At 52.0% G+C, this 21569-nt stretch carries 25 protein-coding genes; 16 read left to right on the top strand and 9 right to left on the bottom strand.

Translation table 11 applies throughout. The features are described from left to right. The first annotated feature begins 24 nt into the window (after positions 1 to 24). The 9 genes from thpR to panD all read left to right on the top strand — a co-directional run bounded on the left by thpR (position 25) and on the right by panD (position 7076). A complete protein-coding gene (gene thpR / locus ACP3TC_RS17340; RefSeq protein ID WP_426816915.1) occupies positions 25 to 552 on the top strand; it encodes an RNA 2',3'-cyclic phosphodiesterase in 528 nt (175 codons plus the stop codon). A 12-nt stretch (positions 553 to 564) separates the two neighbouring features. Then, entirely contained in the window at positions 565 to 1269 is a 705-nt protein-coding gene (gene sfsA, locus ACP3TC_RS17345) for a DNA/RNA nuclease SfsA (RefSeq protein ID WP_313855832.1), read from the top strand. 181 nt (positions 1270 to 1450) lie between these two features. After that, complete coding sequence (dksA, locus tag ACP3TC_RS17350; RefSeq protein WP_017800386.1) at positions 1451 to 1906, top strand: RNA polymerase-binding protein DksA; 456 nt, start codon at positions 1451 to 1453, stop codon at positions 1904 to 1906. Positions 1907 to 1979: 73 nt separating this feature from the next. Beyond that, entirely contained in the window at positions 1980 to 2888 is a 909-nt protein-coding gene (gene gluQRS / locus ACP3TC_RS17355; protein ID WP_426818294.1) for a tRNA glutamyl-Q(34) synthetase GluQRS, read from the top strand. Positions 2889 to 2946: 58 nt separating this feature from the next. Further along, entirely contained in the window at positions 2947 to 4368 is a 1422-nt protein-coding gene (gene pcnB / locus ACP3TC_RS17360; RefSeq protein ID WP_313857598.1) for a polynucleotide adenylyltransferase PcnB, read from the top strand. Then, positions 4365 to 4844, top strand: a complete 480-nt coding sequence (folK, locus tag ACP3TC_RS17365; RefSeq protein ID WP_313855831.1) for a 2-amino-4-hydroxy-6-hydroxymethyldihydropteridine diphosphokinase — start codon at positions 4365 to 4367, stop codon at positions 4842 to 4844. Before pcnB ends, folK begins: the two co-directional genes overlap by 4 nt. 119 nt (positions 4845 to 4963) lie before the next feature. Beyond that, positions 4964 to 5758 (top strand): 3-methyl-2-oxobutanoate hydroxymethyltransferase, encoded by a 795-nt coding sequence (gene panB / locus ACP3TC_RS17370; protein ID WP_313855830.1) that lies wholly within the window; start codon positions 4964 to 4966, stop codon positions 5756 to 5758. 15 nt (positions 5759 to 5773) lie between these two features. Further along, positions 5774 to 6628, top strand: a complete 855-nt coding sequence (panC, locus tag ACP3TC_RS17375; protein WP_426816916.1) for a pantoate--beta-alanine ligase — start codon at positions 5774 to 5776, stop codon at positions 6626 to 6628. A gap of 67 nt (positions 6629 to 6695) precedes the next feature. Next, the gene (gene panD / locus ACP3TC_RS17380) at positions 6696 to 7076 is read left to right on the top strand and encodes an aspartate 1-decarboxylase (protein WP_052901019.1); all 381 of its coding nucleotides are present in this window, start codon (positions 6696 to 6698) and stop codon (positions 7074 to 7076) included. A 48-nt stretch (positions 7077 to 7124) separates the two neighbouring features. On the opposite strand, the gene ACP3TC_RS17385 is transcribed toward panD, so the two are convergent. Beyond that, on the bottom strand, positions 7125 to 7895 hold the full coding sequence (locus ACP3TC_RS17385) for an ABC transporter permease (protein ID WP_313855828.1): 771 nt from the start codon (positions 7893 to 7895) through the stop codon (positions 7125 to 7127). After that, the gene (locus tag ACP3TC_RS17390) at positions 7892 to 8818 is read right to left on the bottom strand and encodes an ABC transporter ATP-binding protein (RefSeq protein ID WP_313855827.1); all 927 of its coding nucleotides are present in this window, start codon (positions 8816 to 8818) and stop codon (positions 7892 to 7894) included. Before ACP3TC_RS17390 ends, ACP3TC_RS17385 begins: the two co-directional genes overlap by 4 nt. Positions 8819 to 8929: 111 nt before the next feature. Here ACP3TC_RS17390 and can point away from each other — a divergent pair, with 111 nt between their 5' ends. Further along, the gene (gene can, locus ACP3TC_RS17395) at positions 8930 to 9592 is read left to right on the top strand and encodes a carbonate dehydratase (protein WP_313855825.1); all 663 of its coding nucleotides are present in this window, start codon (positions 8930 to 8932) and stop codon (positions 9590 to 9592) included. A gap of 111 nt (positions 9593 to 9703) precedes the next feature. Here can and hpt read toward each other — a convergent pair whose 3' ends face one another. After that, entirely contained in the window at positions 9704 to 10240 is a 537-nt protein-coding gene (gene hpt / locus ACP3TC_RS17400; RefSeq protein ID WP_313855824.1) for a hypoxanthine phosphoribosyltransferase, read from the bottom strand. Between the two features lie 262 nt (positions 10241 to 10502). On the opposite strand from hpt, the gene ACP3TC_RS17405 reads away from it, so the two are divergent. Then, positions 10503 to 11786 (top strand): cystathionine gamma-synthase family protein, encoded by a 1284-nt coding sequence (locus ACP3TC_RS17405; RefSeq protein ID WP_426816917.1) that lies wholly within the window; start codon positions 10503 to 10505, stop codon positions 11784 to 11786. 63 nt (positions 11787 to 11849) lie between these two features. On the opposite strand, the gene ACP3TC_RS17410 is transcribed toward ACP3TC_RS17405, so the two are convergent. Both ACP3TC_RS17410 and cueO read right to left on the bottom strand, forming a co-directional pair. Next, on the bottom strand, positions 11850 to 12473 hold the full coding sequence (locus ACP3TC_RS17410; protein WP_390902528.1) for a hypothetical protein: 624 nt from the start codon (positions 12471 to 12473) through the stop codon (positions 11850 to 11852). A 351-nt stretch (positions 12474 to 12824) separates the two neighbouring features. Further along, the gene (gene cueO, locus ACP3TC_RS17415; protein WP_426818295.1) at positions 12825 to 14414 is read right to left on the bottom strand and encodes a multicopper oxidase CueO; all 1590 of its coding nucleotides are present in this window, start codon (positions 14412 to 14414) and stop codon (positions 12825 to 12827) included. A 196-nt stretch (positions 14415 to 14610) separates the two neighbouring features. Between cueO and ACP3TC_RS17420 the strand changes: the two genes are divergently transcribed. The 3 genes from ACP3TC_RS17420 (at position 14611) to speD (ending at position 16766) form a co-directional block, all read left to right on the top strand. Continuing rightward, positions 14611 to 14958 carry a YacC family pilotin-like protein gene (locus ACP3TC_RS17420; protein WP_313855822.1) on the top strand — a complete coding sequence of 116 codons (348 nt, stop codon included), beginning with the start codon at positions 14611 to 14613 and terminating at the stop codon, positions 14956 to 14958. A 106-nt stretch (positions 14959 to 15064) separates the two neighbouring features. Then, positions 15065 to 15928, top strand: coding sequence for a polyamine aminopropyltransferase (speE, locus tag ACP3TC_RS17425; RefSeq protein WP_313855819.1), 864 nt, complete (start codon positions 15065 to 15067; stop codon positions 15926 to 15928). A gap of 28 nt (positions 15929 to 15956) precedes the next feature. Continuing rightward, the gene (gene speD / locus ACP3TC_RS17430; protein WP_313855817.1) at positions 15957 to 16766 is read left to right on the top strand and encodes an adenosylmethionine decarboxylase; all 810 of its coding nucleotides are present in this window, start codon (positions 15957 to 15959) and stop codon (positions 16764 to 16766) included. A 62-nt stretch (positions 16767 to 16828) separates the two neighbouring features. Here speD and ACP3TC_RS17435 read toward each other — a convergent pair whose 3' ends face one another. Then, positions 16829 to 17215 (bottom strand): hypothetical protein, encoded by a 387-nt coding sequence (locus ACP3TC_RS17435; RefSeq protein WP_313855816.1) that lies wholly within the window; start codon positions 17213 to 17215, stop codon positions 16829 to 16831. Positions 17216 to 17398: 183 nt separating this feature from the next. Here ACP3TC_RS17435 and ACP3TC_RS17440 point away from each other — a divergent pair, with 183 nt between their 5' ends. Continuing rightward, positions 17399 to 17704: a helix-turn-helix domain-containing protein gene (locus tag ACP3TC_RS17440; RefSeq protein WP_313855815.1), complete on the top strand. Its 306-nt coding sequence runs from the start codon at positions 17399 to 17401 to the stop codon at positions 17702 to 17704. 41 nt (positions 17705 to 17745) lie between these two features. Beyond that, the gene (locus tag ACP3TC_RS17445) at positions 17746 to 18438 is read left to right on the top strand and encodes a helix-turn-helix transcriptional regulator (RefSeq protein ID WP_313855814.1); all 693 of its coding nucleotides are present in this window, start codon (positions 17746 to 17748) and stop codon (positions 18436 to 18438) included. Between the two features lie 50 nt (positions 18439 to 18488). Here ACP3TC_RS17445 and ACP3TC_RS17450 read toward each other — a convergent pair whose 3' ends face one another. From ACP3TC_RS17450 to dtnK, 3 genes are read right to left on the bottom strand one after another with little or no spacing between them, the layout of a single operon-like run. Further along, positions 18489 to 19250 (bottom strand): DeoR/GlpR family DNA-binding transcription regulator, encoded by a 762-nt coding sequence (locus ACP3TC_RS17450; protein ID WP_426816918.1) that lies wholly within the window; start codon positions 19248 to 19250, stop codon positions 18489 to 18491. 6 nt (positions 19251 to 19256) lie between these two features. Beyond that, the gene (locus tag ACP3TC_RS17455; RefSeq protein ID WP_313855812.1) at positions 19257 to 20237 is read right to left on the bottom strand and encodes a D-threonate 4-phosphate dehydrogenase; all 981 of its coding nucleotides are present in this window, start codon (positions 20235 to 20237) and stop codon (positions 19257 to 19259) included. Further along, positions 20230 to 21546, bottom strand: a complete 1317-nt coding sequence (gene dtnK / locus ACP3TC_RS17460) for a D-threonate kinase (RefSeq protein ID WP_426816919.1) — start codon at positions 21544 to 21546, stop codon at positions 20230 to 20232. The genes ACP3TC_RS17455 and dtnK overlap by 8 nt, the downstream gene beginning before the upstream one ends. Positions 21547 to 21569 lie beyond the last annotated feature (23 nt).

Below are 21569 nucleotides of genomic sequence, written 5' to 3' on the forward strand. Positions count from 1 at the left end.
ACCGCACTCATTACCGGAGGTGCCATGTCCATGCGCCGTTTATTCTTCGGCATCGGTTTGCCGCCGACGATACAGCAGGAAATTATTGCCTGGCGCGCCACGGCCTTTGACGCGGAGGCGGGTCGTCCGGTGGCCGCCGCCAACCTGCATCTGACACTGGCATTTCTTGGCGAAATCAGCGCAGAAAAAGCCACGGCTATCAGCCGTCTGGCCGGGCGCATTCGTCAGCCGCCGTTCAGCCTGGCGATTGATGATGCCGGACACTGGCCGCGTCCCGGCGTAGTGTGGCTTGGTCCACGCCAGTCACCCCGTGGTCTGGTGCAACTGGCAGAACTGTTACGTTCACAGGCGGCACGCAGCGGTTGTTACCAAAGTCCGCTGCCGTTTCATCCACATATCAGTCTGTTGCGCAATGCCACGCGCCCGGTAGCGATGCCGCCGCGTAATTTTCACTGGCAGTTCGACGTCACAGAATTTTCTTTATGGCAGTCGACCTTTAGCCAGGGCCGTACCCGTTACAACATCGTGGAAAGCTGGCCGCTGACCGCCTGAACAGGATTAACCATGGAATTTTTCCCGGCGCTGCAGCCCGCACGCCTGATTAAGCGCTATAAACGTTTTCTGGCTGATGTCATCACTCCACAAGGTGAAACCCTGACCATTCACTGCGCCAATACCGGCGCGATGACCGGCTGCGCCACGCCAGGGGATACCGTGTGGTATTCCACCTCCGACAGCCTGACGCGTAAATATCCGCATAGCTGGGAGCTGACGCAGACTCAGCAGGGCCACTGGATTTGCGTGAACACGCTGCGAGCAAACCAACTGGTGCGCGAAGCGATACAGGCGGATATCGTCGCGTCACTCACCGGTTATAGCTCGATACAGGCTGAGGTGAAATATGGTGCAGAACGCAGTCGAATAGATTTTCTGTTACAGGCAGATAATCGCCGAAACTGCTATATTGAAGTGAAATCCGTTACGCTCTTGGACAAGGGCAAAGGGTATTTTCCGGATGCGGTAACCGTACGTGGCCAGAAGCACCTGCGCGAACTGGCTAAGATCGCTGAAAATGGCGAACGTGCGGTGCTGTTTTTTGCCGTTTTGCACTCGGGGATTGAGGACGTTTCCCCGGCGCGTCATATTGATGCGCAGTACGCGGAACTACTGGCACAGGCACAACAGAGTGGAACAGAAATTATTTGTTATAAGGCGCAGTTCTCAACAACCGGATTAAGTCTGCAACAGTCTCTCGAAGTAACGCTATAATATTTGGTGCAATTTGCTGTGACAGGATCGTTGCTGGCGGTGTGCTAAATACGCTTTTACTCACAGGCTTGTCAAGACTTGTTCAGGAATAATTGCCAACCTTAATCGCTTCTGTTATTTATAGCGGCCTGTTTTTTTCCCCACTGGGGATCGATAGTGCGTGTTATCCAGGAGAAACAACATGCAAGAAGGGCAAAACCGTAAAACATCGTCCCTGAGTATTCTCGCCATCGCTGGGGTGGAGCCATATCAGGAGAAGCCGGGCGAAGAGTATATGAACGAAGCCCAGCTGGAGCACTTCAAGAAGATTCTTGAAGCGTGGCGCAATCAACTCAGGGATGAAGTAGACCGTACAGTAACTCATATGCAGGACGAAGCTGCTAACTTCCCGGATCCGGTTGATCGTGCCGCTCAGGAAGAAGAGTTCAGTCTTGAACTGCGTAACCGCGACCGTGAGCGTAAGCTGATCAAAAAGATCGAAAAGACGCTGAAAAAGGTTGAAGACGACGATTTCGGCTACTGTGATTCATGTGGCGTTGAAATTGGTATCCGTCGCCTTGAAGCGCGTCCTACTGCCGATCTTTGCATTGACTGCAAAACGCTGGCGGAAATTCGCGAGAAACAAATGGCCGGTTAACGGCGCGCGGATGTTGCAGTGAAGCAGGGACAAATCGATGCTCCCGCTTCACTGCTCACCGTATCTGACTATCATGCCATCATCCTATATTGGGCGCTTTGCCCCCTCTCCTTCCGGTGAATTACACTTCGGCTCACTGATTGCTGCCCTCGGCAGTTATCTGCAGGCGCGTGCGCAGCAGGGTCAATGGCGAGTGCGCATCGAAGATATCGATCCGCCACGTGAAATTCCCGGCGCTGCACAACAGATTTTACGTCAGCTGGAACATTACGGCCTGAACTGGGACGGCGATGTGCTGTGGCAGTCAAAGCGCCACGATGCCTATCGCGCAGCGCTCAGCTGGTTACGCCAGCATCAGCAAAGTTACTGGTGCCGCTGCACCCGTCGTCGCATTCAGCAAACCGGTGGGCATTACGACGGCCATTGTCGTGACCTGCAGCTTGGCGCAGAAAATGCTGCCCTGCGTTTGCGTCAGCATGCGCCAGTCACCGAGTTTTATGATGGTCTGCGTGGCAATATCATTGCCGACCGTGCGCTGGCGAGGGAAGATTTTATCATTCATCGCCGTGATGGCCTGTTCGCCTATAATCTGGCGGTGGTGGTCGACGACCATTTTCAGGGCATCACGGAAATTGTGCGGGGTGCCGATTTAATTGAGCCGACGGTACGTCAGATTGCGCTGTATCAACAGTTTGGCTGGCCGGTGCCGGGCTACCTGCATTTACCGCTGGTGCTCAATAGCGATGGCAATAAATTATCGAAGCAGAATCATGCGCCGGCGCTAGCGAAAGGCGATGCGCGACCGGTACTGGTGCGCGCTCTGCAGTTTCTCGGTCAGCCGCAGCCAATCGGCTGGCAGGATGATTCACTGGATGCACTCTTAAAACAGGCAATCCAGCAGTGGGATCTCACAAAAATCCCACGTCAGGACGCAGCAGGAAGCATTGGAATGACATCAGCATTCTCAAATGGTTCTCACTAAGCTATGATTAGCCGCTGTTTTTACCACCCAAGTTTCTTAGTCACTATCGAGGTGTCCCATTTTTACCCGAGTTGCTAATTTTTGCCGAAAAGTCCTGAGTCGCGAAGATGAGGCGCCAACTGTGGTCGAGGAAGTTCGTCATATGACGATTATCCCACGCGATCGCCATAATATCTCGCGGAAAGACATCAGCGAAAATGCCCTCAAAGTACTCTATCGCCTGAATAAAGCCGGTTATGAAGCCTATCTGGTCGGTGGCGGCGTGCGCGATTTACTGCTGGGTAAAAAGCCGAAAGATTTTGACGTGACCACCAACGCCACCCCGGAACAGATGCGTAAGCTGTTCCGCAACTGCCGTCTGGTCGGTCGCCGCTTCCGCCTGGCACACGTGATGTTTGGTCCGGAAGTGATTGAAGTCGCCACTTTCCGTGGCCATCACCTGGCTGAAGAGCAGCAGGACGATCGCAACAATTCCCAGCGCGGCCAGAACGGCATGCTGCTGCGCGACAATATTTTTGGTTCGATCGAAGATGACGCCCAGCGCCGCGATCTGACCATCAACAGCCTGTACTACAGCGTGGCAGATTTCACCGTCCGTGATTACGTTGGCGGCCTGAACGATCTGCAACAGGGCATTATTCGCCTGATCGGCGATCCGGAAACGCGTTATCGCGAGGATCCGGTGCGCATGCTGCGCGTGGTGCGTTTCTCCGCCAAGCTTGATATGAGCATTGCCGCCGAAACCGCCGAGCCGATTCCACGCCTCGCTACGCTGTTGCAGGACATCCCGCCAGCACGTCTGTTTGAAGAGACGTTAAAGCTGCTGCAAGCGGGTTACGGTTACAGTACCTATCTGCAACTGCGCGAATACCAACTGTTCCAGCCGCTGTTCCCGATCATCACCCGCTACTTCACCGAGCAGGGTGACAGCCCGATGGAGCGGATGGTGGTTCAGGTACTGAAAAATACCGATAACCGCATTCACAATCAGATGCGCGTTAACCCGGCGTTTCTGTTTGCCGCCATGTTCTGGTACCCGCAGCTTGAAGCCGCGCAGAAAATTGCCCAGGAAAGCGGTCTGGCCTACTACGACGCCTTTGCGCTGGCGATGAATGACGTGCTGGATGAAGCCTGCCGTGCGCTGGCGATTCCAAAACGCATCACCACGCTGATTCGCGATATCTGGCAATTGCAGCTGCGTTTGTCACGCCGCCACGGCAAACGCGCGTGGAAGCTGATGGAGCATCCGAAATTCCGTGCGGCTTACGATCTGCTGGCGCTGCGTGCTGAAGTCGAAAATAACCACGAGCTGCAACGCCTTTCTACCTGGTGGAGCGAGTTCCAGGTTGCCGCACCACCGCAGCAAAAAACCATGCTGAACACGCTGGGTGACGATCCGGTGCCACGCCGTCGCACTCGCCGCCCGCGTAAACGCACGCCGGGTACAGCACCGCGTCGTGACGGCAACAGCAACGCATGACCCGCGTCTATATCGCGTTAGGCAGCAATCTCGCCGATCCGCTGCATCAGGTGCAAAATGCGCTTGATGCACTGGCGGCGATCCCTGAAAGTCAGCTGATTGCCACCTCTTCGCTCTATCGCACTCCGCCTTACGGCCCTGCCGATCAGCCCGACTATCTTAATGCGGTGATTGCTCTCGAGACCACGCTGGCACCCGAGGCGCTGCTTGATCACACTCAGCGTATCGAACTGGAACAGGGCCGGGTACGCAAAGAGCAGCGCTGGGGACCGCGCACGCTGGATCTCGACATTCTGCTGTTTGGCGATTTGACGATCCACAGCGAGCGCTTAACCGTACCGCATTACGATATGAAAAACCGTGCGTTTATGCTGCTGCCACTGGCGGAAATCGCTGCCGGACTGCATTTTCCCGACGGTGAATCTGTCGCCAGCCGGCTGGCCCTGCTCGACAGTCGAGACATTCAGCGCTGGTAGCGCGTCATTTTAGTATAAAAATCCACCACCCCGCCGTTTCATCCACCGGATAAACGTTCCTCTGTGATTCGCGATCCATTACACTTCGGCCATCTGAAATTTCCTCCTGAGAGGCCGTTATGAAACCGACCAGTATTTCTCAATTGCGCCAGTGGAAACAGGCAGGCCGCAAATTCGCTTCGATTACCGCTTATGACTACAGCTTTGCCAAACTGTTTGCTGACGAAGGCATTCAGGTCATGTTGGTGGGTGACTCGCTGGGAATGACCGTCCAGGGCCATGATTCAACGCTGCCGGTGACCGTCGCCGATATCGTTTACCACACTCAGGCGGTGCGCCGCGGTGCGCCGAACATATTGCTGCTTTCCGACCTGCCGTTTATGAGTTATGCCACCCCAGAACAGACCTTTGACAATGCTGCACAGCTGATGCGTGCCGGTGCCAACATGGTCAAACTGGAAGGCGGCAAGTGGTTGGCTGATACGGTTGCACAGCTGACAGAACGCGCAGTGCCGGTATGTGGTCATCTGGGGTTAACGCCGCAGTCGGTAAATATCTTCGGCGGCTACAAAATTCAGGGTCGCGAAGCGGCGGATGCCGATCGTCTGCTGGAAGATGCGCTGGCATTAGAGTCCGCAGGCGCACAGCTGCTGGTGCTGGAGTGTGTGCCGGTGACGCTGGCCAAACGCGTCACCGAGGCGCTGACTATACCGGTGATTGGCATCGGCGCAGGCAATGTTACTGACGGCCAGATCCTGGTGATGCATGACGCATTTGCGATTACCGGTGGACATATTCCTAAATTCGCGAAAAACTTTCTGTCAGACAGCGGCGATATTCGTAGCGCCGTTCGTCAGTATATTACAGAAGTTGAGGCCGGGAGCTATCCCGCAGAAGAACACAGTTTCCAATAAACCAGGAGAAAGTCTGTGCTGATTATTGAAACGTTGCCGATGTTGCGTCGTGAGATTCGTCGCTGGCGCCAGGAAGGAAAACGTATCGCGCTGGTGCCAACCATGGGCAATTTACATGATGGTCATATGACGCTGGTTGATGAAGCGCGCGCGCGCGCGGATATCGTGGTCGCGAGTATTTTCGTTAATCCGATGCAGTTTGAGCGCGCCGACGATCTGGCGCGTTATCCGCGCACCTTGCAGGAAGATTGCGAAAAGCTTAATCGTCGTGGCGTAGACCTGGTGTTTTCTCCGTCCCCTGCCGATATCTATCCTGCCGGGCTGGACACGCAAACCTTCGTTGAAGTTCCCGGCCTTTCTTCACTGCTGGAAGGCGCCAGCCGTCCGGGCCATTTCCGTGGCGTCTCGACGGTGGTCAGCAAGCTGTTTAATCTGGTGCAGCCAGATCTCGCCTGCTTCGGTGAAAAAGATTACCAACAGCTGGCCCTGATTCGTAAGATGGTGGCCGATATGGGCTACGATATCGATATTGTTGGGGTCGCAACGGTGCGTGCCAAAGACGGGCTGGCTTTGAGTTCACGCAACGGTTATCTGACCGCCGACCAGCGCAAACAGGCGCCGGCGCTAAGTAAAGTGATGAACAGCATTGGCGAAAAGCTGTCTAATGGTGAGCGCCATGTGGAAGAGTTGATCGCCGCTGCTGAAACAGAGCTGGTGGAAAAAGGCTTCCGTCCCGATGGCCTGGCGATTTGTGACGCAGAGACGCTATTGCCACTGGATACCGAGAGTCAGCGTGCGGTCATTCTGATGGCGGCATGGCTGGGCAATGCCCGCCTGATAGATAACCAACAGGTTGATCTGACGCAGTAGACAAGGCACAGCGTTCGACAGATACTGTCGTTCGTTTTTTGATGAGATGCTCAAAGGTAACAGAGTTATGGTACGCACCATGTTGCAAGGCAAGCTACACCGGGTAAAAGTGACCCAGGCCGATTTGCACTATGAAGGCTCCTGCGCCATCGATCAGGATTTCCTCGATGCTTCAGGTATTCTTCAATATGAAGCGATCGATATCTACAACGTTAATAACGGCCAGCGTTTCTCAACTTACGCCATCGCCGCCGAACGTGGTTCAAAAATCATCTCGGTTAACGGCGCGGCAGCGCGCTGTGCCTGCGCAGGTGATTTACTGATCATCTGTTCTTACGTGCAGATGTCAGATGAACAAGCCCGCGAGTGGCAACCTAAAGTTGCTTACTTTGAGGGTGATAATGAAATGAAGCGTTTGGCAAAGGCAGTACCGGTTCAGGTTGCCTGATGCTCTCTGCGGGCGGCAGTCCATTATCGCCGCCCAAATCTGAAACCGTTAAGTACGCAATCCGCGCCCGCGCTGAATCAATGCCCAGACTACCGCATAAAATACCACGATAAAGGCGATCAATACCGACAGGGTAAACACCAATGGCACATCGTTAATACCGAGGAAGCCATAACGGAAACCACTGATCATATACACGATAGGGTTCAGCTTCGACACTGCCTGCCAGAATGGCGGTAACAGCGTTAGCGAATAAAATACCCCACCCAGATAGGTCAGCGGCGTCAGTACAAAGGTTGGAATCAGGCTGATATCGTCGAAGGTGCGCGCAAATACCGCATTCAGCAGGCCAGCCAGTGAAAACAGAATCGCGGTCAGTAACAGCGTCACGGCAACCATCCACCATGAATGAACGTGGAAAGGCACGAAAAATAGCGAAATCGCCGTCACCAGTACCCCAACGCAAATTCCGCGTGCCACACCACCACCCACATAGCCGGCGATAATAATATGCGTCGGCACCGGGGCGACCAGCAGCTCTTCAATATTACGCTGGAACTTCGAGCTGAAAAACGACGAGGCGACGTTGGCGTAAGCATTGGTGATAACCGCCATCATAATCAGTCCGGGCACGATAAACTGCATATAGGTGAAGCCATGCATCTCACCAATACGCGAGCCAATCAGATTACCGAAAATAATAAAGTAGAGGGTCATGGTAATCACCGGCGGCACCAGCGTCTGAATCCAGATACGCGCGAAACGGTTAATCTCTTTACCCCAGATGCTCTTCAGCGCTACCCAGTACAAATGTGTCATGCCTTCTCTCCTTTCTTGCCCTGCGTCAGGCCAACAAACAGCTCTTCCAGTCGGTTCGCTTTATTACGCATACTCAGCACCTGAATACCCTGCGCGCTAAGCTGACTAAATACGCTGTTCAGCCCTTGCTCACGCATCACTTCCACCTCCAGCGTTGAAGTATCAACCAGCCGGTACTGGAAACCATCCAGCTGAGGCAGCGGGCTTTTCGGCGCCAGATCGAGAATAAAGGTCTCGGATTTCAGCTTGGACAGCAGCCCTTTCATTGAGGTATTTTCCACCAGCTCGCCGCTCTGAATAATGCCGATATTGCGGCACAGCATCTCAGCTTCTTCCAGATAGTGAGTAGTCAAAATAATGGTGGTGCCTTTAGCATTAAGATCTTTGAGAAACACCCACATCGAACGGCGCAGTTCAATATCTACGCCGGCGGTCGGCTCATCAAGGATCAATAGCTTCGGTTCATGCATCAGCGCACGGGCAATCATCAGTCGGCGCTTCATACCGCCGGATAACATCCGCGCACGTTCGTTGCGCTTTTCCCATAAATCGAGCTGCTTCAGGTATTTTTCTGCGCGCTTGATCGCTTCCGGTTTCTCAACACCGTAGTAACCCGCCTGATTGACGACGATTTGCATCACCGTCTCAAAGGGGTTGAAGTTAAATTCCTGCGGCACCAGGCCGAGCTGGCGTTTCGCATTGACCATATCGTGTTGCAGGTCATAACCAAATACCCGCACTTTGCCGGCAGTTTTGTTGACCAGTGAACTGATAATGCCAATGGTGGTGGATTTACCGGCTCCGTTCGGGCCGAGCAGCGCATAGAAATCACCGGCTTCAACATTAAGATCGATGCCTTTCAGCGCCTGAACGCCGCCGGGATAGGTCTTGGCCAGTTTTTCAAGTTCCAGTGCATAAGTCATAGGTAAAAGCGTACCCTGTTTTGTTTGGTTTCTTGTTTGCCGTTTTAAATCTTATGGCGTTGCCCTATAGTACGGCAACGCGCTTTGACTTGTTACAGGTCGTATAACTTCATGAAAGACATAGATACCCTTATCAGCAACAATCGCCAATGGTCCAGGCTGCTGGTAGAAGAAGATCCAGGATTCTTCGAGCGACTTGCCGACGCGCAAAAACCACGTTTTCTCTGGATTGGTTGCTCTGACAGCCGCGTTCCTGCCGAACGTCTTACCGGGCTTGAGCCTGGCGAACTGTTTGTGCATCGCAACGTCGCGAATCTGGTTATCCATACCGATTTAAACTGTCTGTCGGTGGTGCAGTACGCCGTCGAAGTGCTGGAAGTTGAACACATCATTATCTGCGGCCACTATGGCTGCGGCGGCGTGGAAGCAGCAGTTGACAACCCTGAACTGGGTTTGATCGACAACTGGCTGCTGCACATCCGCGACCTGTGGTACAAACATAGCCTATTGCTGGGTGAACTGCCGCCAGAAAAGCGTTTTGATAAATTGTGTGAAATCAACGTCATCGAACAGGTCTACAACCTGGGACACTCCACTATTATGCAGTCGGCATGGAAGCGCGGCCAGCAAGTCACTATTCATGGCTGGGTCTATGGTATTCACGATGGCTATCTGCGAGACCTTGAAGTCACCGCCGCCAGTCGCGAAATCCTTGAGCAGCGCTATCGCCACGGTATTTCCAACCTGCTGAACAACCCGGCGAGCCCCTGCTGACACCAATTTTTCCATCAGGGGGCGACTGTAACGTCAACGGTGAAGGGTATAACAGGCCGGCTGGTCCGGCCTTGCCAGATAATGCTGTGTGCCTTACGCCAGCGGAGAGAATTACTGCTCCAGAATCACCACTTTCCCGACATACGGCAGATGGCGATAACGCTGGGCATAATCGATGCCGTAACCCACAACAAACTCATCAGGAATGGAAAAGCCGACATATTCGACGTCTACCGTCACTTCACGGCGTTCCGGTTTATCCAGCAGCGTACAGATAGCCAATGACTTTGGCGCACGCAGGCTAAGGATTTCGCGGACTTTGCTCAGCGTATTACCTGAATCGATAATATCCTCAACAATCAGCACATCCTTACCGCGAATATCTTCGTCGAGATCCTTCAGGATTTTCACATCACGGGTGGTCGACATGCCGCTGCCATAGCTGGAAGCGGTCATAAAATCGACCTCATGAGGGACATCAATGGTACGGCACAGATCGGCCATAAACATAAATGAACCACGTAGCAGGCCAACCAGCACCATATCGCTACCGCTGTCACGGTAATGTTCAGAGATTTGTTTGCCCAGTTCGGCAATGCGGGATTTGATCTCAGCTTCGGAGATCATCACTTCTACAGTATGTTTCATAGCATTCAGATTGGTTGCGTCAGGAAAGCGAGGCAGTCTATCACATTTCAGCGCTGAAGCATGCTGTTGCGCAACGGCAATTGATCAGAGATGCCGGATGCGCCATCCAGATGGATGGACTGCTAAAACCATAAAAAATAACATTAAATTGTGAAAATGGTTTTAAACTTAGACCATTAATTCATTTATCAGTCACTTCTCCTGCATGCTAGCTTATGCTCAAAATATCGAGTTAACACATGCCGCCATGGCAGGAGACCGCATGACTTCTTCACACTCTAAAAAAACCCACCTCGGCAATCGTGAACTGCAGCCTGAAACGCAGATGCTGAATTATGGCTATGATCCAGCGCTGTCCGAAGGCGCGGTTAAACCGCCGGTGTTCCTGACCTCAACCTTTGTGTTTAACACCGCTGAAGACGGGCGTGATTTCTTCGATTATGTTTCCGGCCGCCGTGAACCCCCGGCTGGCAGTTCATCAGGGCTGGTTTATTCGCGTTTTAATCATCCCAACAGTGAGATTGTTGAAGACCGGCTGGCGGTCTATGAACGCACTGAAAGCGGCGCGCTGTTCTCGTCAGGAATGTCTGCGATTTCCACAACCTTACTGGCGCTGGTAAAACCGGGCGATGTCATCCTGCACTCGCAGCCGTTGTATGGCGGCACCGAAACCCTGCTGAGTAAAACCTTCAGCAATCTCAATGTTGCCAGCGTCGGCTTCTCCGACGGCGTCAATCAGGCGTCAGTGCAGGCGGCAGCGGATGAAGCGGTCAAAAAGGGCCGGGTTGCCGTGATTCTGATTGAGTCACCGGCCAATCCGACCAACAGTCTGGTTGATGTGGCGATGATTAGCCGCGTTGCTGATAATATCGCGCAACAGCAGGGTTATCGCCCGATTATCGCCTGCGACAACACCCTGCTGGGCCCTGTGTTTCAGCGCCCACTTGAGCACGGTGCCGATCTCTCCATCTACTCACTGACCAAATATGTTGGCGGCCATTCGGATCTGATTGCTGGCGCGGTACTCGGCAGCAAAAAGGTGGTCGGTCAGATAAAATCGCTGCGTGGAGCTATCGGTACCCAGCTTGATCCACACTCTTGCTGGATGATAGGACGTTCTCTGGAAACGCTGTCATTGCGCATGGAACGTGCTAACAGCAATGCCGAAGCGGTGGCGACTTTTTTGCGCGACCACGCCAAAGTAGAAAATATTCATTATCTGTCATTCCTTGATCCACAGTCAGCTGCCGGTAAAACCTTCAGCCGCCAGTGCAGTGGCGCAGGTTCGACCTTTTCTTTCGATTTACGCGGCGGTCAGGCGGCGTCATTCCGTTTCCTCAATGCACTACAGCTGTTTAAACTGGCAGTCAGCCTCGGCGGCACGGAGTCTCTCGCCAGTCACCCGGCCAGCACCACCCACTCCGGGGTGCCGGTTGAAGTACGTGATCGTATTGGTATCAGCGCATCGACCATTCGCCTGTCGATTGGTATTGAGAATAAAGATGATTTGATAGAGGATTTGCGTCTGGCGCTGGAACTTGCCTGATTCCTGTCACTATCCGCTCGCGGCATAAAGCAGCGAGCGGAATAGCCGTCAGGCAGAATGACGTCAGGATGTTTGCTGCATTTTTTTCAGGATATTGCTGAAACTAATGGTTTTACTGCCGATTTTCGTCATCCCATCCTCCGGCAGATAACTGAACTTTATATAAAGAATCTGACCGCTCTCTTTTTGGTTCTCCGGTAGCTTTTCCAGAGTTTCATACAGCCCTTTGAGATCACCCGGAATACCCGCGGCATCCGTAACGATGCTACCGGGATGAAACTTCTGGATCTGTTCCACCGCCGTTATCAGTAAGTCATTCAATGGAAATAAACCGATAAAACGCTTTCCCGGGACATATTTAGTGATCCCCATATAGATATCGGGCAATTCAGTGATATCGTTTTCAATACCCCGAGTTTCATTTTTAAGCAGAAACTCGGTAATTTCTACTGGCGTACCCACCAGAATCAGCGGTTTAACGCCAGCCCCTTTTTCGGAAAACAGATATTCATTTTTTGTAGTCCTGAGCGCTTTTTGCAACTCCCCACGATCTATAATCAGACTGTAATGCTTTCCTTCTTTGACCATCGGCTGTGGCTCTCGCCACATTTCTGTTGTGGAGCTACTGGCTGAAGAGGCACCAGTAATCCCGATCGTCAGTAACAACGATGGAATAATATGTTTCATCATTGGGATCCTTTCCTTCTCTGTCTTAATTGACAATTATCGTTATTAACGCAACAAGGTAAAAGTAATAACCCTTGCAAAAGTCATCGATAATTTCCGTATAGAGTTAATAATAAATAGCCCTGTCAGAATACCACACCCATATTATTAGCCTTGCAAGCTTATTAGTTAGCGTGTTAAACATTCTTACAGGTGGAATGATAATAAAACACATAAATAAGACTTACCATAAACGAAAGTTAAATAAAGCAGTGCCGATATTTAATTCAAAATTATATAAAGAAAACCCTTTATTAATCCTGACGATATTTTGAGAGCGTCGTCTTAATAAAGGGCAAAATAGACTATACGTTAACTGACGGTAAACCCAAGCATCATTCCGGTATCTTCATGTTCCAGCAGATGACAGTGCGCCATATAGGCATTTTCAGCATTGGCGACATAGTTAAAGCGCACCAGCACCTCGCTACGCCAGCCTTCAACCCGCACCGTGTCTTTCCAGCCGCTGCGGTGCGGCTGTGGCGGCTTACCATTTTCAGACAGGATTCGAAACTGAGTGCCATGAATATGGAAAGGATGCAGCATGGCGTCGCCCTCACCTGAAATTGTCCACTTTTCATAATCACCTAATTTGGCAGCGAACATCGGCTTATGCATATCAAATGGCATTCCGTTGATTTTATTGCCATTACGGAAGTCATACGCCACTTCCTGTTTATCACTCTCTTTCACCGGCATTGCGCTGTGATTGTGGCTGGCGGCAGATCCTGCGTCATCTGTGCCGTGATGCGCATCCATGCCCATTCCGGCCATCGCTTTATTACCGTATTTGCGCATCAGCGCCTGCATACCCAGCTTGTCGAGTTGCGGATCCATCATCAGTTGTAACCAGCGGTTGGTGATACCTTCCACCGCAGGCAGCACGGGCATATCCACCAGCTTATCCGGCAGCTCACCGCTGGCCTGGATATTCAGTGGCATAACGTTTAACAACGGCAGCGGCTGATCGAAAGGCGTCAATGTCATGCCCATTTGTCGCACCGGTAACGTCACCAGATCGAAAGGTTTACCGTCTTTGGTATCAACCAGTACTTCAAAGCGTTCACCCGGCAGCATCGATAGCTCAGTGATTTTAACCGGTTCGCTTAACAATCCTCCGTCGCTGGCAATAACATACAGCGGACGATGATCGCTGGTAGCAATAGTTAACGAACGGGCATTACAGCCGTTGAGTAAGCGCAGGCGCAACCAGCCGCGCGGCACCGCATGCTGCGGATACTGTACGCCGTTAGTCAGCATCAGATTGCCGAACCAGCCTACCGCCGCACGCATGACATCCAGCTGATAATCAATCTTACTGCCGTCGGCGCTCAGTTGCTTATCCTGCAAAATCAGTGGAATGTCGTCGATTCCCCACAGTTTAGGCAGTAACAGTGCTTCACTGTCTTTATCTTTCAGAATCACCAGCCCTGCCAGTCCCTGCGCGACCTGATAGCCAGTCTGTCCGTGTTGATGTGGATGAAACCAGCAGGTTGCCGCGGGCTGATCGGGAGTGAAGCTGACCGTGCGCTGCTGGCCCGGCTCGATTCGCGCATGTGGGCCACCGTCGACGGCTCCCGGCACTTCCAGCCCATGCCAGTGTACGGTAGTGGCCTGCGGCAGCTTGTTATCGATATTTACGCTAATCGGTTTACCGCGCTCAAGTTGCAGCGCAGGCCCCAGCAGATTGCCGTTATAGCCCCAGCTTGGCACTTTCTTGCCATTCCACAGCGAAAAACCACTTTGGGCGGTTAAGGTGACCTCCCCACGCGGGTCGGCACTCAGCAACTCAGGAACAGGCAGCATCGGGCGCGTTGCCGCCATCAGCGAACGACTCCAGAGCGGCAGCGCACCGGCAGCACTGAGTGTGGCACTCAGCTTGAGAAAATCACGGCGTAACATCATCGCATCCTTTATAGTCAAAAAGTTATCGCGCAGCTTAAACCTTCACCCGGCGGTAAGGTCAAGTTTAATCAGACTGACCATAGTGTCATAAACGGATGAAATTGGCTGTTGAACAGATTTAGTGGCTAAAATTGCCTGAACGCTGAGTCTAACTGTGCTAACGTCAGTTAATTGCAACTTTATGAGACGAATTATGAAGAAAAGCATCAAGGTCCTGTTACTTACCGGGCTTCTTGGCTTCTCCTCCACCAGCTTTGCTCTGAGCGAATCGGAAGCCGAAGATCTGGCTGATTTAACTGCGGTTTTTGTCTATCTGAAAAATGACTGCGGCTATCAGGATTTACCTGATGCGCAGATTCGCAAAGCATTGATGTTTTTTGCCCAACAAAACCGTTGGGATTTAACCAATTACGCCAGTTACAACATGAAAGCGCTTGGCGAGGATAGCTACCGCGATCTGAGCGGTATTGCCATCACTAATGACAAAAAGTGTAAATCTCTGGCGCGTGACTCTCTCAGCCTGCTTGCCTACGTGAAATAGCCCGCCGCCATTGCCATTCTGTTGAATATTTGACCGTGCAACCACGGTCAGAGTTAGCTATCATGTGCCGCCCATTTTTCATGGCTATTACTTTGGAGATCCCACCATGGCCCAAAATGAAATGTGGTATGAAACGCTTCATGCCGGTTTCGGACAGTACTTCTCTGTCGATAAAGAACTGTATCGAGAAAAGACCGAACATCAGGATCTGATTATCTTTGAAAATGCAGCGCTGGGTCGCGTTATGGCGCTTGACGGCGTGGTACAAACTACCGAACGCGATGAGTTTATTTATCATGAAATGATGACCCATGTGCCTCTGCTGGCGCACGGTGCGGCAAAGAAGGTGCTGATTATTGGTGGTGGCGATGGCGCAATGCTGCGCGAAGTCAGCCGTCATAAAAATATCGAGCAGATAACCATGGTCGAAATCGACGCGGGTGTGGTTAACTTCTGTAAGCAATATCTGCCGAATCACAGTGCCGGAGCCTATGAGGACCCGCGTTTTAAGCTGGTAATTGATGACGGCGTTAACTTCGTTAATCAATCCAGCGAAAAATTTGATGTGATTATCTCCGACTGTACCGATCCTATCGGTCCTGGCGAAAGTTTATTTACCTCTGAATTTTATGCTGGTTGCCACCGCTGCCTTAATGAAAATGGCATCTTCGTGGCGCAGAATGGCGTTTGCTTCCTGCAACAGGATGAGGCAATTAACAGCCATCGTAAATTGGGTCATTATTTTAGCGATGTCAGTTTCTATCAGGCAGCGATACCGACTTACTACGGCGGCATCATGACCTTTGCCTGGGCGAGCGACAATCCCGCTTTGCGCCAGCTCGATAGCGCAACGCTGCAAGCACGTCTTGATGCAGCGGGTTTAACCTGCCGTTATTATAATTCGGCAATCCATACTGGCAGCTTTGCCCTGCCACAATATCTGCTGAATGCACTGTCAGACGCAAGCTGACCAGGCATTTATAAGGGGGTGAACTAAATTGCAAAAGCTGAAACTACATGGCTTCAACAACCTGACAAAAAGCCTGAGTTTTTGTATCTATGATATTTGCTATGCGAATACCGCTGCAGAGCGCGACGGATACATTGCCTATATTGATGAGCAATACAACGCCAATCGTCTGACTGAAATTTTGAGCGAAACCTGCTCGATAATTGGCGCGAATGTGCTGAATATCGCTCGTCAGGATTACGAACCTCAGGGTGCCAGCGTCACCATTCTGGTGAGTGAAGAGCCGATTGACCCGCGTGATATCGATAACTCCGAGCATCCTGGCCCGCTGCCTAATTCGGTGGTTGCGCATCTGGATAAGAGCCATATCTGCGTCCATACCTATCCGGAGAGTCATCCCGAGGGTGGACTGTGCACCTTCCGTGCCGATATTGAAGTCTCAACCTGCGGCGTCATTTCACCACTTAAAGCGCTGAACTATCTGATCCACCAGCTGGAGTCCGATATCGTCACCATCGATTATCGCGTACGCGGCTTTACCCGTGATGTGAACGGGGTGAAACACTTTATCGATCATGAGATTAACTCGATTCAGAACTTTATGTCGGAAGATATGAAGTCGATGTATGACATGATGGATGTCAATGTCTATCAGGAAAACATGTTTCATACCAAGATGTTACTGAAAGAGTTCGATCTCAAACACTATCTGTTTAACACCAAACCGGAAGATTTGTCAGCGCAAGAACACAAACGTATCACCGATTTGCTGTGGAAAGAGATGCGTGAAATTTACTATGCGCGAAATATTCCGCTGGTAGGATTAAAAACTCTTTAATTCTTTTACCCTCTCCTGTTGTTGGGAGAGGGTGAATGAGTAGAGTTGTTATTATTCACAAGTTAATTAATTAAATCCGCAAATAATGTCCGATCGGTAGTTAAATGTGACTCAGGACACAAAAAGATTAATTCGATATCGGTTTTCGCCAGCAGTTGATGCGCGGTATCAGGATAAATACAGAAAACGGATCCCTTACTGATTTTATCGGTCCTGATGTCTGTCAGATTATTATCAACCACATCCGCCGTCCATATCTCTCCCTCGCCTGACAGCATGACATACCACTCTTCTCCTTCAGCATGGCTGTGGCAGCCTATCCGTTCCCCACTTTTCAGCGTAGTGCCATAAGCATTCAGTCCCGGCTTGTTAATCATTGGCGTAATTGAAATTCCCACTAACGCATCTTTACTCGCTTTTCCATCAGCGAAATCAGAAAAAATGATCATAGCGCCCCTTCCTTCTCCAGATAGAGTAATTATTGAACTAGACGTCAGCTAAAAATCGATATTAAATCACATTAACTTTAATAAAAGATCTCTCAACAAACGCTATCATGAGTGACAGCAACCGTAAACCGATCGAGGAAAGATCGCCCTCAGAAAAAAATCTTTTCAGGAAGAGGAATAAATATGGACGTCAGAACGGCTAAACATGACTGGCACCGGCAGGATATTCTGGCTGCCGTGCGCAAAGCGAAAGGTTCACTGGCACGACTCTCACGCGAGAATGGCTTATCAGCCAGCACGCTGGGCAATACCCTGATTCGCCCCTGGCCGCGAGGTGAAATCATCATTGCCAATGCCATTGGTATTCCGCCGCAGGAAATCTGGCCAAGTCGTTTTTTTGATCCTAAAGGCAGGCTGATTCGCCGGCGCGTCCGGGAAAAGGATCAACCGGAACAGCAGATAGATGCCTCTGAGCTGCTCACCGAGTAATTCCCTGTACGGCAAAAGACAGTCATGGAGCAAGGATCGCAATGAGCACAACGTTAAAGGATTCGTTGCAGATGTTAATTCGCTTTTGGGAAACAAGTTGTGAGCCCTGGGGAGCGAAAGATAACCAATCAAGATTTATTTACGCCAATAAAAAATATTACAGCTTACTGGCACTGCCGGCACAATATTCGGTTGAGGGCAGGCTGGATGGCGATCTGCCCGCCCCAACCGCCGATTTTCAGGATGCCTTCCAGAATCACGACCGTATGGTCGAGCGTCTGCTCGACCGTGTGACCTCAATAGAAATCCACCCCTTTGAAAATAGACCGTGGCTGCAACCGTGGTTTTTCGATAAGTATCCGCTGATTGATGAACACGGTGTTTGCCAGGGAACGATTTTTCATGGCAGGCCAGTAGACAATCTGATCCTGACCAGCCTGAATAAGATCAAGTTACCCGAATCGCTGGTATTCACTCCTCCCTCGCCACTATTCAGTAAGCGTGAGTGGGAGGTGCTGTTTTACATTCTGCACGCTTTTTCCAGCATGGAGATTGCAAGCAAGCTGCACTTATCGCCGCGAACGGTGTGTAATATCACCCAAAGTATCTATAAAAAAGCCGGGGTCAACTGCAAACGGGGCATTGTGGAATATTGTCACGATAATAAAATCAGCAATTATATACCGCAGAGTTTTTTTGAGATTTGCCAGTCTCTGCCGCTGATTAGTGATTAATCAGAACAGCAGCGCAGGCATCGGACGTCGTATCACACCTGCGCGCCGGGTCAGCTGGTCAGCGTCAGCTGAAATGCCTGCGCATCGAGCTCCGCGCGGATATCCGCTTCCAGATGCTTGTCGGTCACAATATCGGTCAGGGTCTGCAACGGTGAAACGCAAAACAGCGACCAGGAGCCGTACTTACTGCTGTCTGCCAACAACACGCGCCGCCGTGAGTTGATCAGCAGATCCTGTTTTAACCCGGCTTTCTCTTCCGTTGGCGTGGTGATGCCTTTCTCCAGACTCCAGGAGTTACAGCTGACAAAGGCGATATCCGGATAAATATTGCGTAACAGGCGACGCCCATGATCGCCAATACAGGACTGGCTGGAATCATCAATGCGGCCACCGATGATAGTCACTTCGATCTGTTTGAATTCAGAGAGAAACAGCGCGATATGCAGATCGGCGGTAATCACGCGTAACGGCAGATGGGTCAGCTGACGCGCCAGCTCCAGCATAGTCGTACCGGCATCCAGCACTACCGCATCACCGGCTTTAACAAAGCTGGCGGCGGTATGGGCAATGGCCTGCTTTTCAATCAGGTTACGCTGCAACTTCTCCATGGTGGTCGGCTGCGCCGGAATAAAGCGATTCAGCGTCACCCCGCCATGCGTTCGACTGATCACCCCTTCCTGGTCCAGCTTAATCAGGTCACGACGAATAGTGGCTGGCGATGCAGAAATCGCGGCAACCAGCTGTTCAACAGTGACCAGATTATGACTTTTCAGATAATCCATAATCTGATCGAGGCGACTTTGTCCCTTCATATTTCCCTATGCTAGCTGCATCGCAAGTTGGATGGAAATCGCCATGCTCTCAGACTTCGCTTTACCTGTCCAGGCAATATCAAACGCCGTGCCATGGTCAGCCGAGGTGCGAATAAATGGCAGCCCGGCAGTAATATTTACCCCATCGTAGAAGCCCAGCAATTTTAACGGAATATGCCCCTGATCGTGGTACATCGCCACCACCATGTCATACATTCCTTCATAACACTGCAGATAGACGGTATCCGGCGGGCACGGGCCATAAACATTTATTCCTTGCGCCTTCATCGCCTCAACTGATGGCCCGACAATGGTAATCTCTTCATCACCAAACAGACCGTTTTCGCCCGCATGTGGATTGACTCCCGCCACCGCAATCCGTGGGTTCTGATAACCGACACGCTTCATAAAGGTATCGGCCATACCAATTACCGTTTCCACGCGTTCGCGGCCCAGCGTATCAAGGAATTTACGCAGCGCGATATGGGTCGTGACGTGAATGACTTTCAGACGGTCGGTATACAGCACCATCGCGTAATCTTTGCTGTCAGTCAGCTTCGCCAGCAATTCCGTATGGCCAGGATAGAGATGCCCGGCGGAATGCAGCGCTTCTTTATTTAGCGGTGCGGTGGCAATCGCCTGAACTTCACCGGCCATCGCCAGTTCGGTCGCGCGCTTAATGCAGCGATACGCTAAATCACCGGCGGCAGACTGCACGACTCCCGGCTGTAGTGACTCAGGATCGGCCAGCGGTTCATCAATAATATTGATAATACCCGCAGCAAAATGAGCATCAGTGACCTTATCGATTACCCGCAGCTCCACCTGCGGCGTGATATTTAAACTCAGCACCCGACGCAGGGTGCTGGCGCAACCCACTACCACCGCGGATGCCCCAGACAGCTCGCCTTCAGCCAGTGATTTAATAATAATTTCCGGTCCGATACCTGCCGGATCGCCCATGGTCACCGCGATAATTTTACTCACTCGACTTCTCCTCAATAAAACGAATAATTTCTACCAGCGTGTTTTCATCGCCAAAGCCACCGGCCTTGGTCATCACCAGCATGTTTTGATACGCATTAAGCAGGTGGCCATAAGGTACACAGCCTGCCACCTGCCCGTTAATCTGGAATCCACTGGCACCTAAGCGTCGGGCAATCGCCAGCGCCACATCGCCGCCAGAAAGATAAAGTCCTGCCGGCTGCACCTGCTGCAAAATCCCGGCCGTCAGTTCCGCCAGCTGCTGACAAATTTTTTCACCCAGCTGTGCCCGCGACAGCTGGTGTTGCTGGCAGAGCCCGGCAATGCTGTGGCGCTGTTCGGGCTGCTGGCCGGTACGCATTACGCAATGTCTGCCCAGTTGCAGCGCGCTGACCGCCTGCTTAAGCCAGCTGCAGCTGTCAGGCCAGGCCGGTTGCTGGAACAGCTGCTGGACGTCAATATCGATCAGTGCCAGCGGATGCTGCGCCTCAAGGCGGGCGATTTGCTGACGGGATATCTCACTCATCGAACCAATCACTGCCAGCAGTGGCGCAGCCGGACGACGGCTCAGCATCGCCGCCAGCGCATCGCTTAATCCGGCGGCACCCGCCAGTAACGGTTTTTCTGCCAGCTGCGCCGCTGCCTGCATCACCCGCTTAATATCGTTATCAGATTCGGCATCCACCACCAGTAAGCGCGTACCCCGTTCGATCTGCTGTTGCAGACAGCTGAGCAATTGCTCCGACCTGACCTTATCCAGCGTCAGCACGGCACCCGTCAGGCTGCTTTGCGCCTGAAGTCGGGCGAGAATGCTGGCATCGCTGACCGGCGTTTTCGGATCGCTGGCAAATTCGGTTTCCGTCAGCAGGCGTCCATCAACCCGACACAGGCCATCACGCGTGGTGCGCGCCAGCCTGGGCACCGCTGCCACTACCAGCGCCAACGGCTTACCGCTGGCCAGCAACGCCGCTTCAATCTCCGCACCGGGATTACCGCGTAAGGTGGAATCAATTTTTTTAAAAATCCAGCCGTGCTGCGAGGATCTGGCGGCGATCTCTGCGGCTTTGCGGGTGCGATCGGCCGCCTGCTGCGCACCCAGTGCGCGGCTGTCAGTGTTAATCACCCACACATCTGCCCGCTCGCGATCAATCGCGCTGTCGCTGTCGAACAGCACGTTGACCCGCGCACCCGCCCGGGCCAGCCCGGCACCAGCGTCATTGGCACCGGTAAAATCATCAGCAATCACCCAAACCTGTGTATTCCACTGCGTCATCTGCTCTCCATCAGGATTGATATTGATTGTTACCATCATGCCACACAACCCGATAATGATTA

It is taken from the genome of Winslowiella sp. 2C04 (assembly GCF_050037805.1).
In the GTDB taxonomy this organism is placed as follows: Bacteria; Pseudomonadota; Gammaproteobacteria; order Enterobacterales; family Enterobacteriaceae; genus Erwinia; species Erwinia toletana_A.

What these genes read in the sequence shown, in the direction of transcription:
- thpR (WP_426816915.1), top strand. Translation starts at nt 25, where the DNA reads ATGTCCATGCGCCGTTTATTCTTCGGCATCGGTTTGCCGCCGACGATA.
- sfsA (WP_313855832.1), top strand. Translation starts at nt 565, where the DNA reads ATGGAATTTTTCCCGGCGCTGCAGCCCGCACGCCTGATTAAGCGCTAT.
- dksA (WP_017800386.1), top strand. Translation starts at nt 1,451, where the DNA reads ATGCAAGAAGGGCAAAACCGTAAAACATCGTCCCTGAGTATTCTCGCC.
- gluQRS (WP_426818294.1), top strand. Translation starts at nt 1,980, where the DNA reads ATGCCATCATCCTATATTGGGCGCTTTGCCCCCTCTCCTTCCGGTGAA.
- folK (WP_313855831.1), top strand. Translation starts at nt 4,365, where the DNA reads ATGACCCGCGTCTATATCGCGTTAGGCAGCAATCTCGCCGATCCGCTG.
- panB (WP_313855830.1), top strand. Translation starts at nt 4,964, where the DNA reads ATGAAACCGACCAGTATTTCTCAATTGCGCCAGTGGAAACAGGCAGGC.
- panD (WP_052901019.1), top strand. Translation starts at nt 6,696, where the DNA reads ATGGTACGCACCATGTTGCAAGGCAAGCTACACCGGGTAAAAGTGACC.
- ACP3TC_RS17385 (WP_313855828.1), bottom strand. Translation starts at nt 7,895, where the DNA reads ATGACACATTTGTACTGGGTAGCGCTGAAGAGCATCTGGGGTAAAGAG.
- ACP3TC_RS17390 (WP_313855827.1), bottom strand. Translation starts at nt 8,818, where the DNA reads ATGACTTATGCACTGGAACTTGAAAAACTGGCCAAGACCTATCCCGGC.
- can (WP_313855825.1), top strand. Translation starts at nt 8,930, where the DNA reads ATGAAAGACATAGATACCCTTATCAGCAACAATCGCCAATGGTCCAGG.
- hpt (WP_313855824.1), bottom strand. Translation starts at nt 10,240, where the DNA reads ATGAAACATACTGTAGAAGTGATGATCTCCGAAGCTGAGATCAAATCC.
- ACP3TC_RS17405 (WP_426816917.1), top strand. Translation starts at nt 10,503, where the DNA reads ATGACTTCTTCACACTCTAAAAAAACCCACCTCGGCAATCGTGAACTG.
- ACP3TC_RS17410 (WP_390902528.1), bottom strand. Translation starts at nt 12,473, where the DNA reads ATGAAACATATTATTCCATCGTTGTTACTGACGATCGGGATTACTGGT.
- cueO (WP_426818295.1), bottom strand. Translation starts at nt 14,414, where the DNA reads ATGTTACGCCGTGATTTTCTCAAGCTGAGTGCCACACTCAGTGCTGCC.
- ACP3TC_RS17420 (WP_313855822.1), top strand. Translation starts at nt 14,611, where the DNA reads ATGAAGAAAAGCATCAAGGTCCTGTTACTTACCGGGCTTCTTGGCTTC.
- speE (WP_313855819.1), top strand. Translation starts at nt 15,065, where the DNA reads ATGGCCCAAAATGAAATGTGGTATGAAACGCTTCATGCCGGTTTCGGA.
- ACP3TC_RS17435 (WP_313855816.1), bottom strand. Translation starts at nt 17,215, where the DNA reads ATGATCATTTTTTCTGATTTCGCTGATGGAAAAGCGAGTAAAGATGCG.
- ACP3TC_RS17440 (WP_313855815.1), top strand. Translation starts at nt 17,399, where the DNA reads ATGGACGTCAGAACGGCTAAACATGACTGGCACCGGCAGGATATTCTG.
- ACP3TC_RS17445 (WP_313855814.1), top strand. Translation starts at nt 17,746, where the DNA reads ATGAGCACAACGTTAAAGGATTCGTTGCAGATGTTAATTCGCTTTTGG.
- ACP3TC_RS17450 (WP_426816918.1), bottom strand. Translation starts at nt 19,250, where the DNA reads ATGAAGGGACAAAGTCGCCTCGATCAGATTATGGATTATCTGAAAAGT.
- dtnK (WP_426816919.1), bottom strand. Translation starts at nt 21,546, where the DNA reads ATGATGGTAACAATCAATATCAATCCTGATGGAGAGCAGATGACGCAG.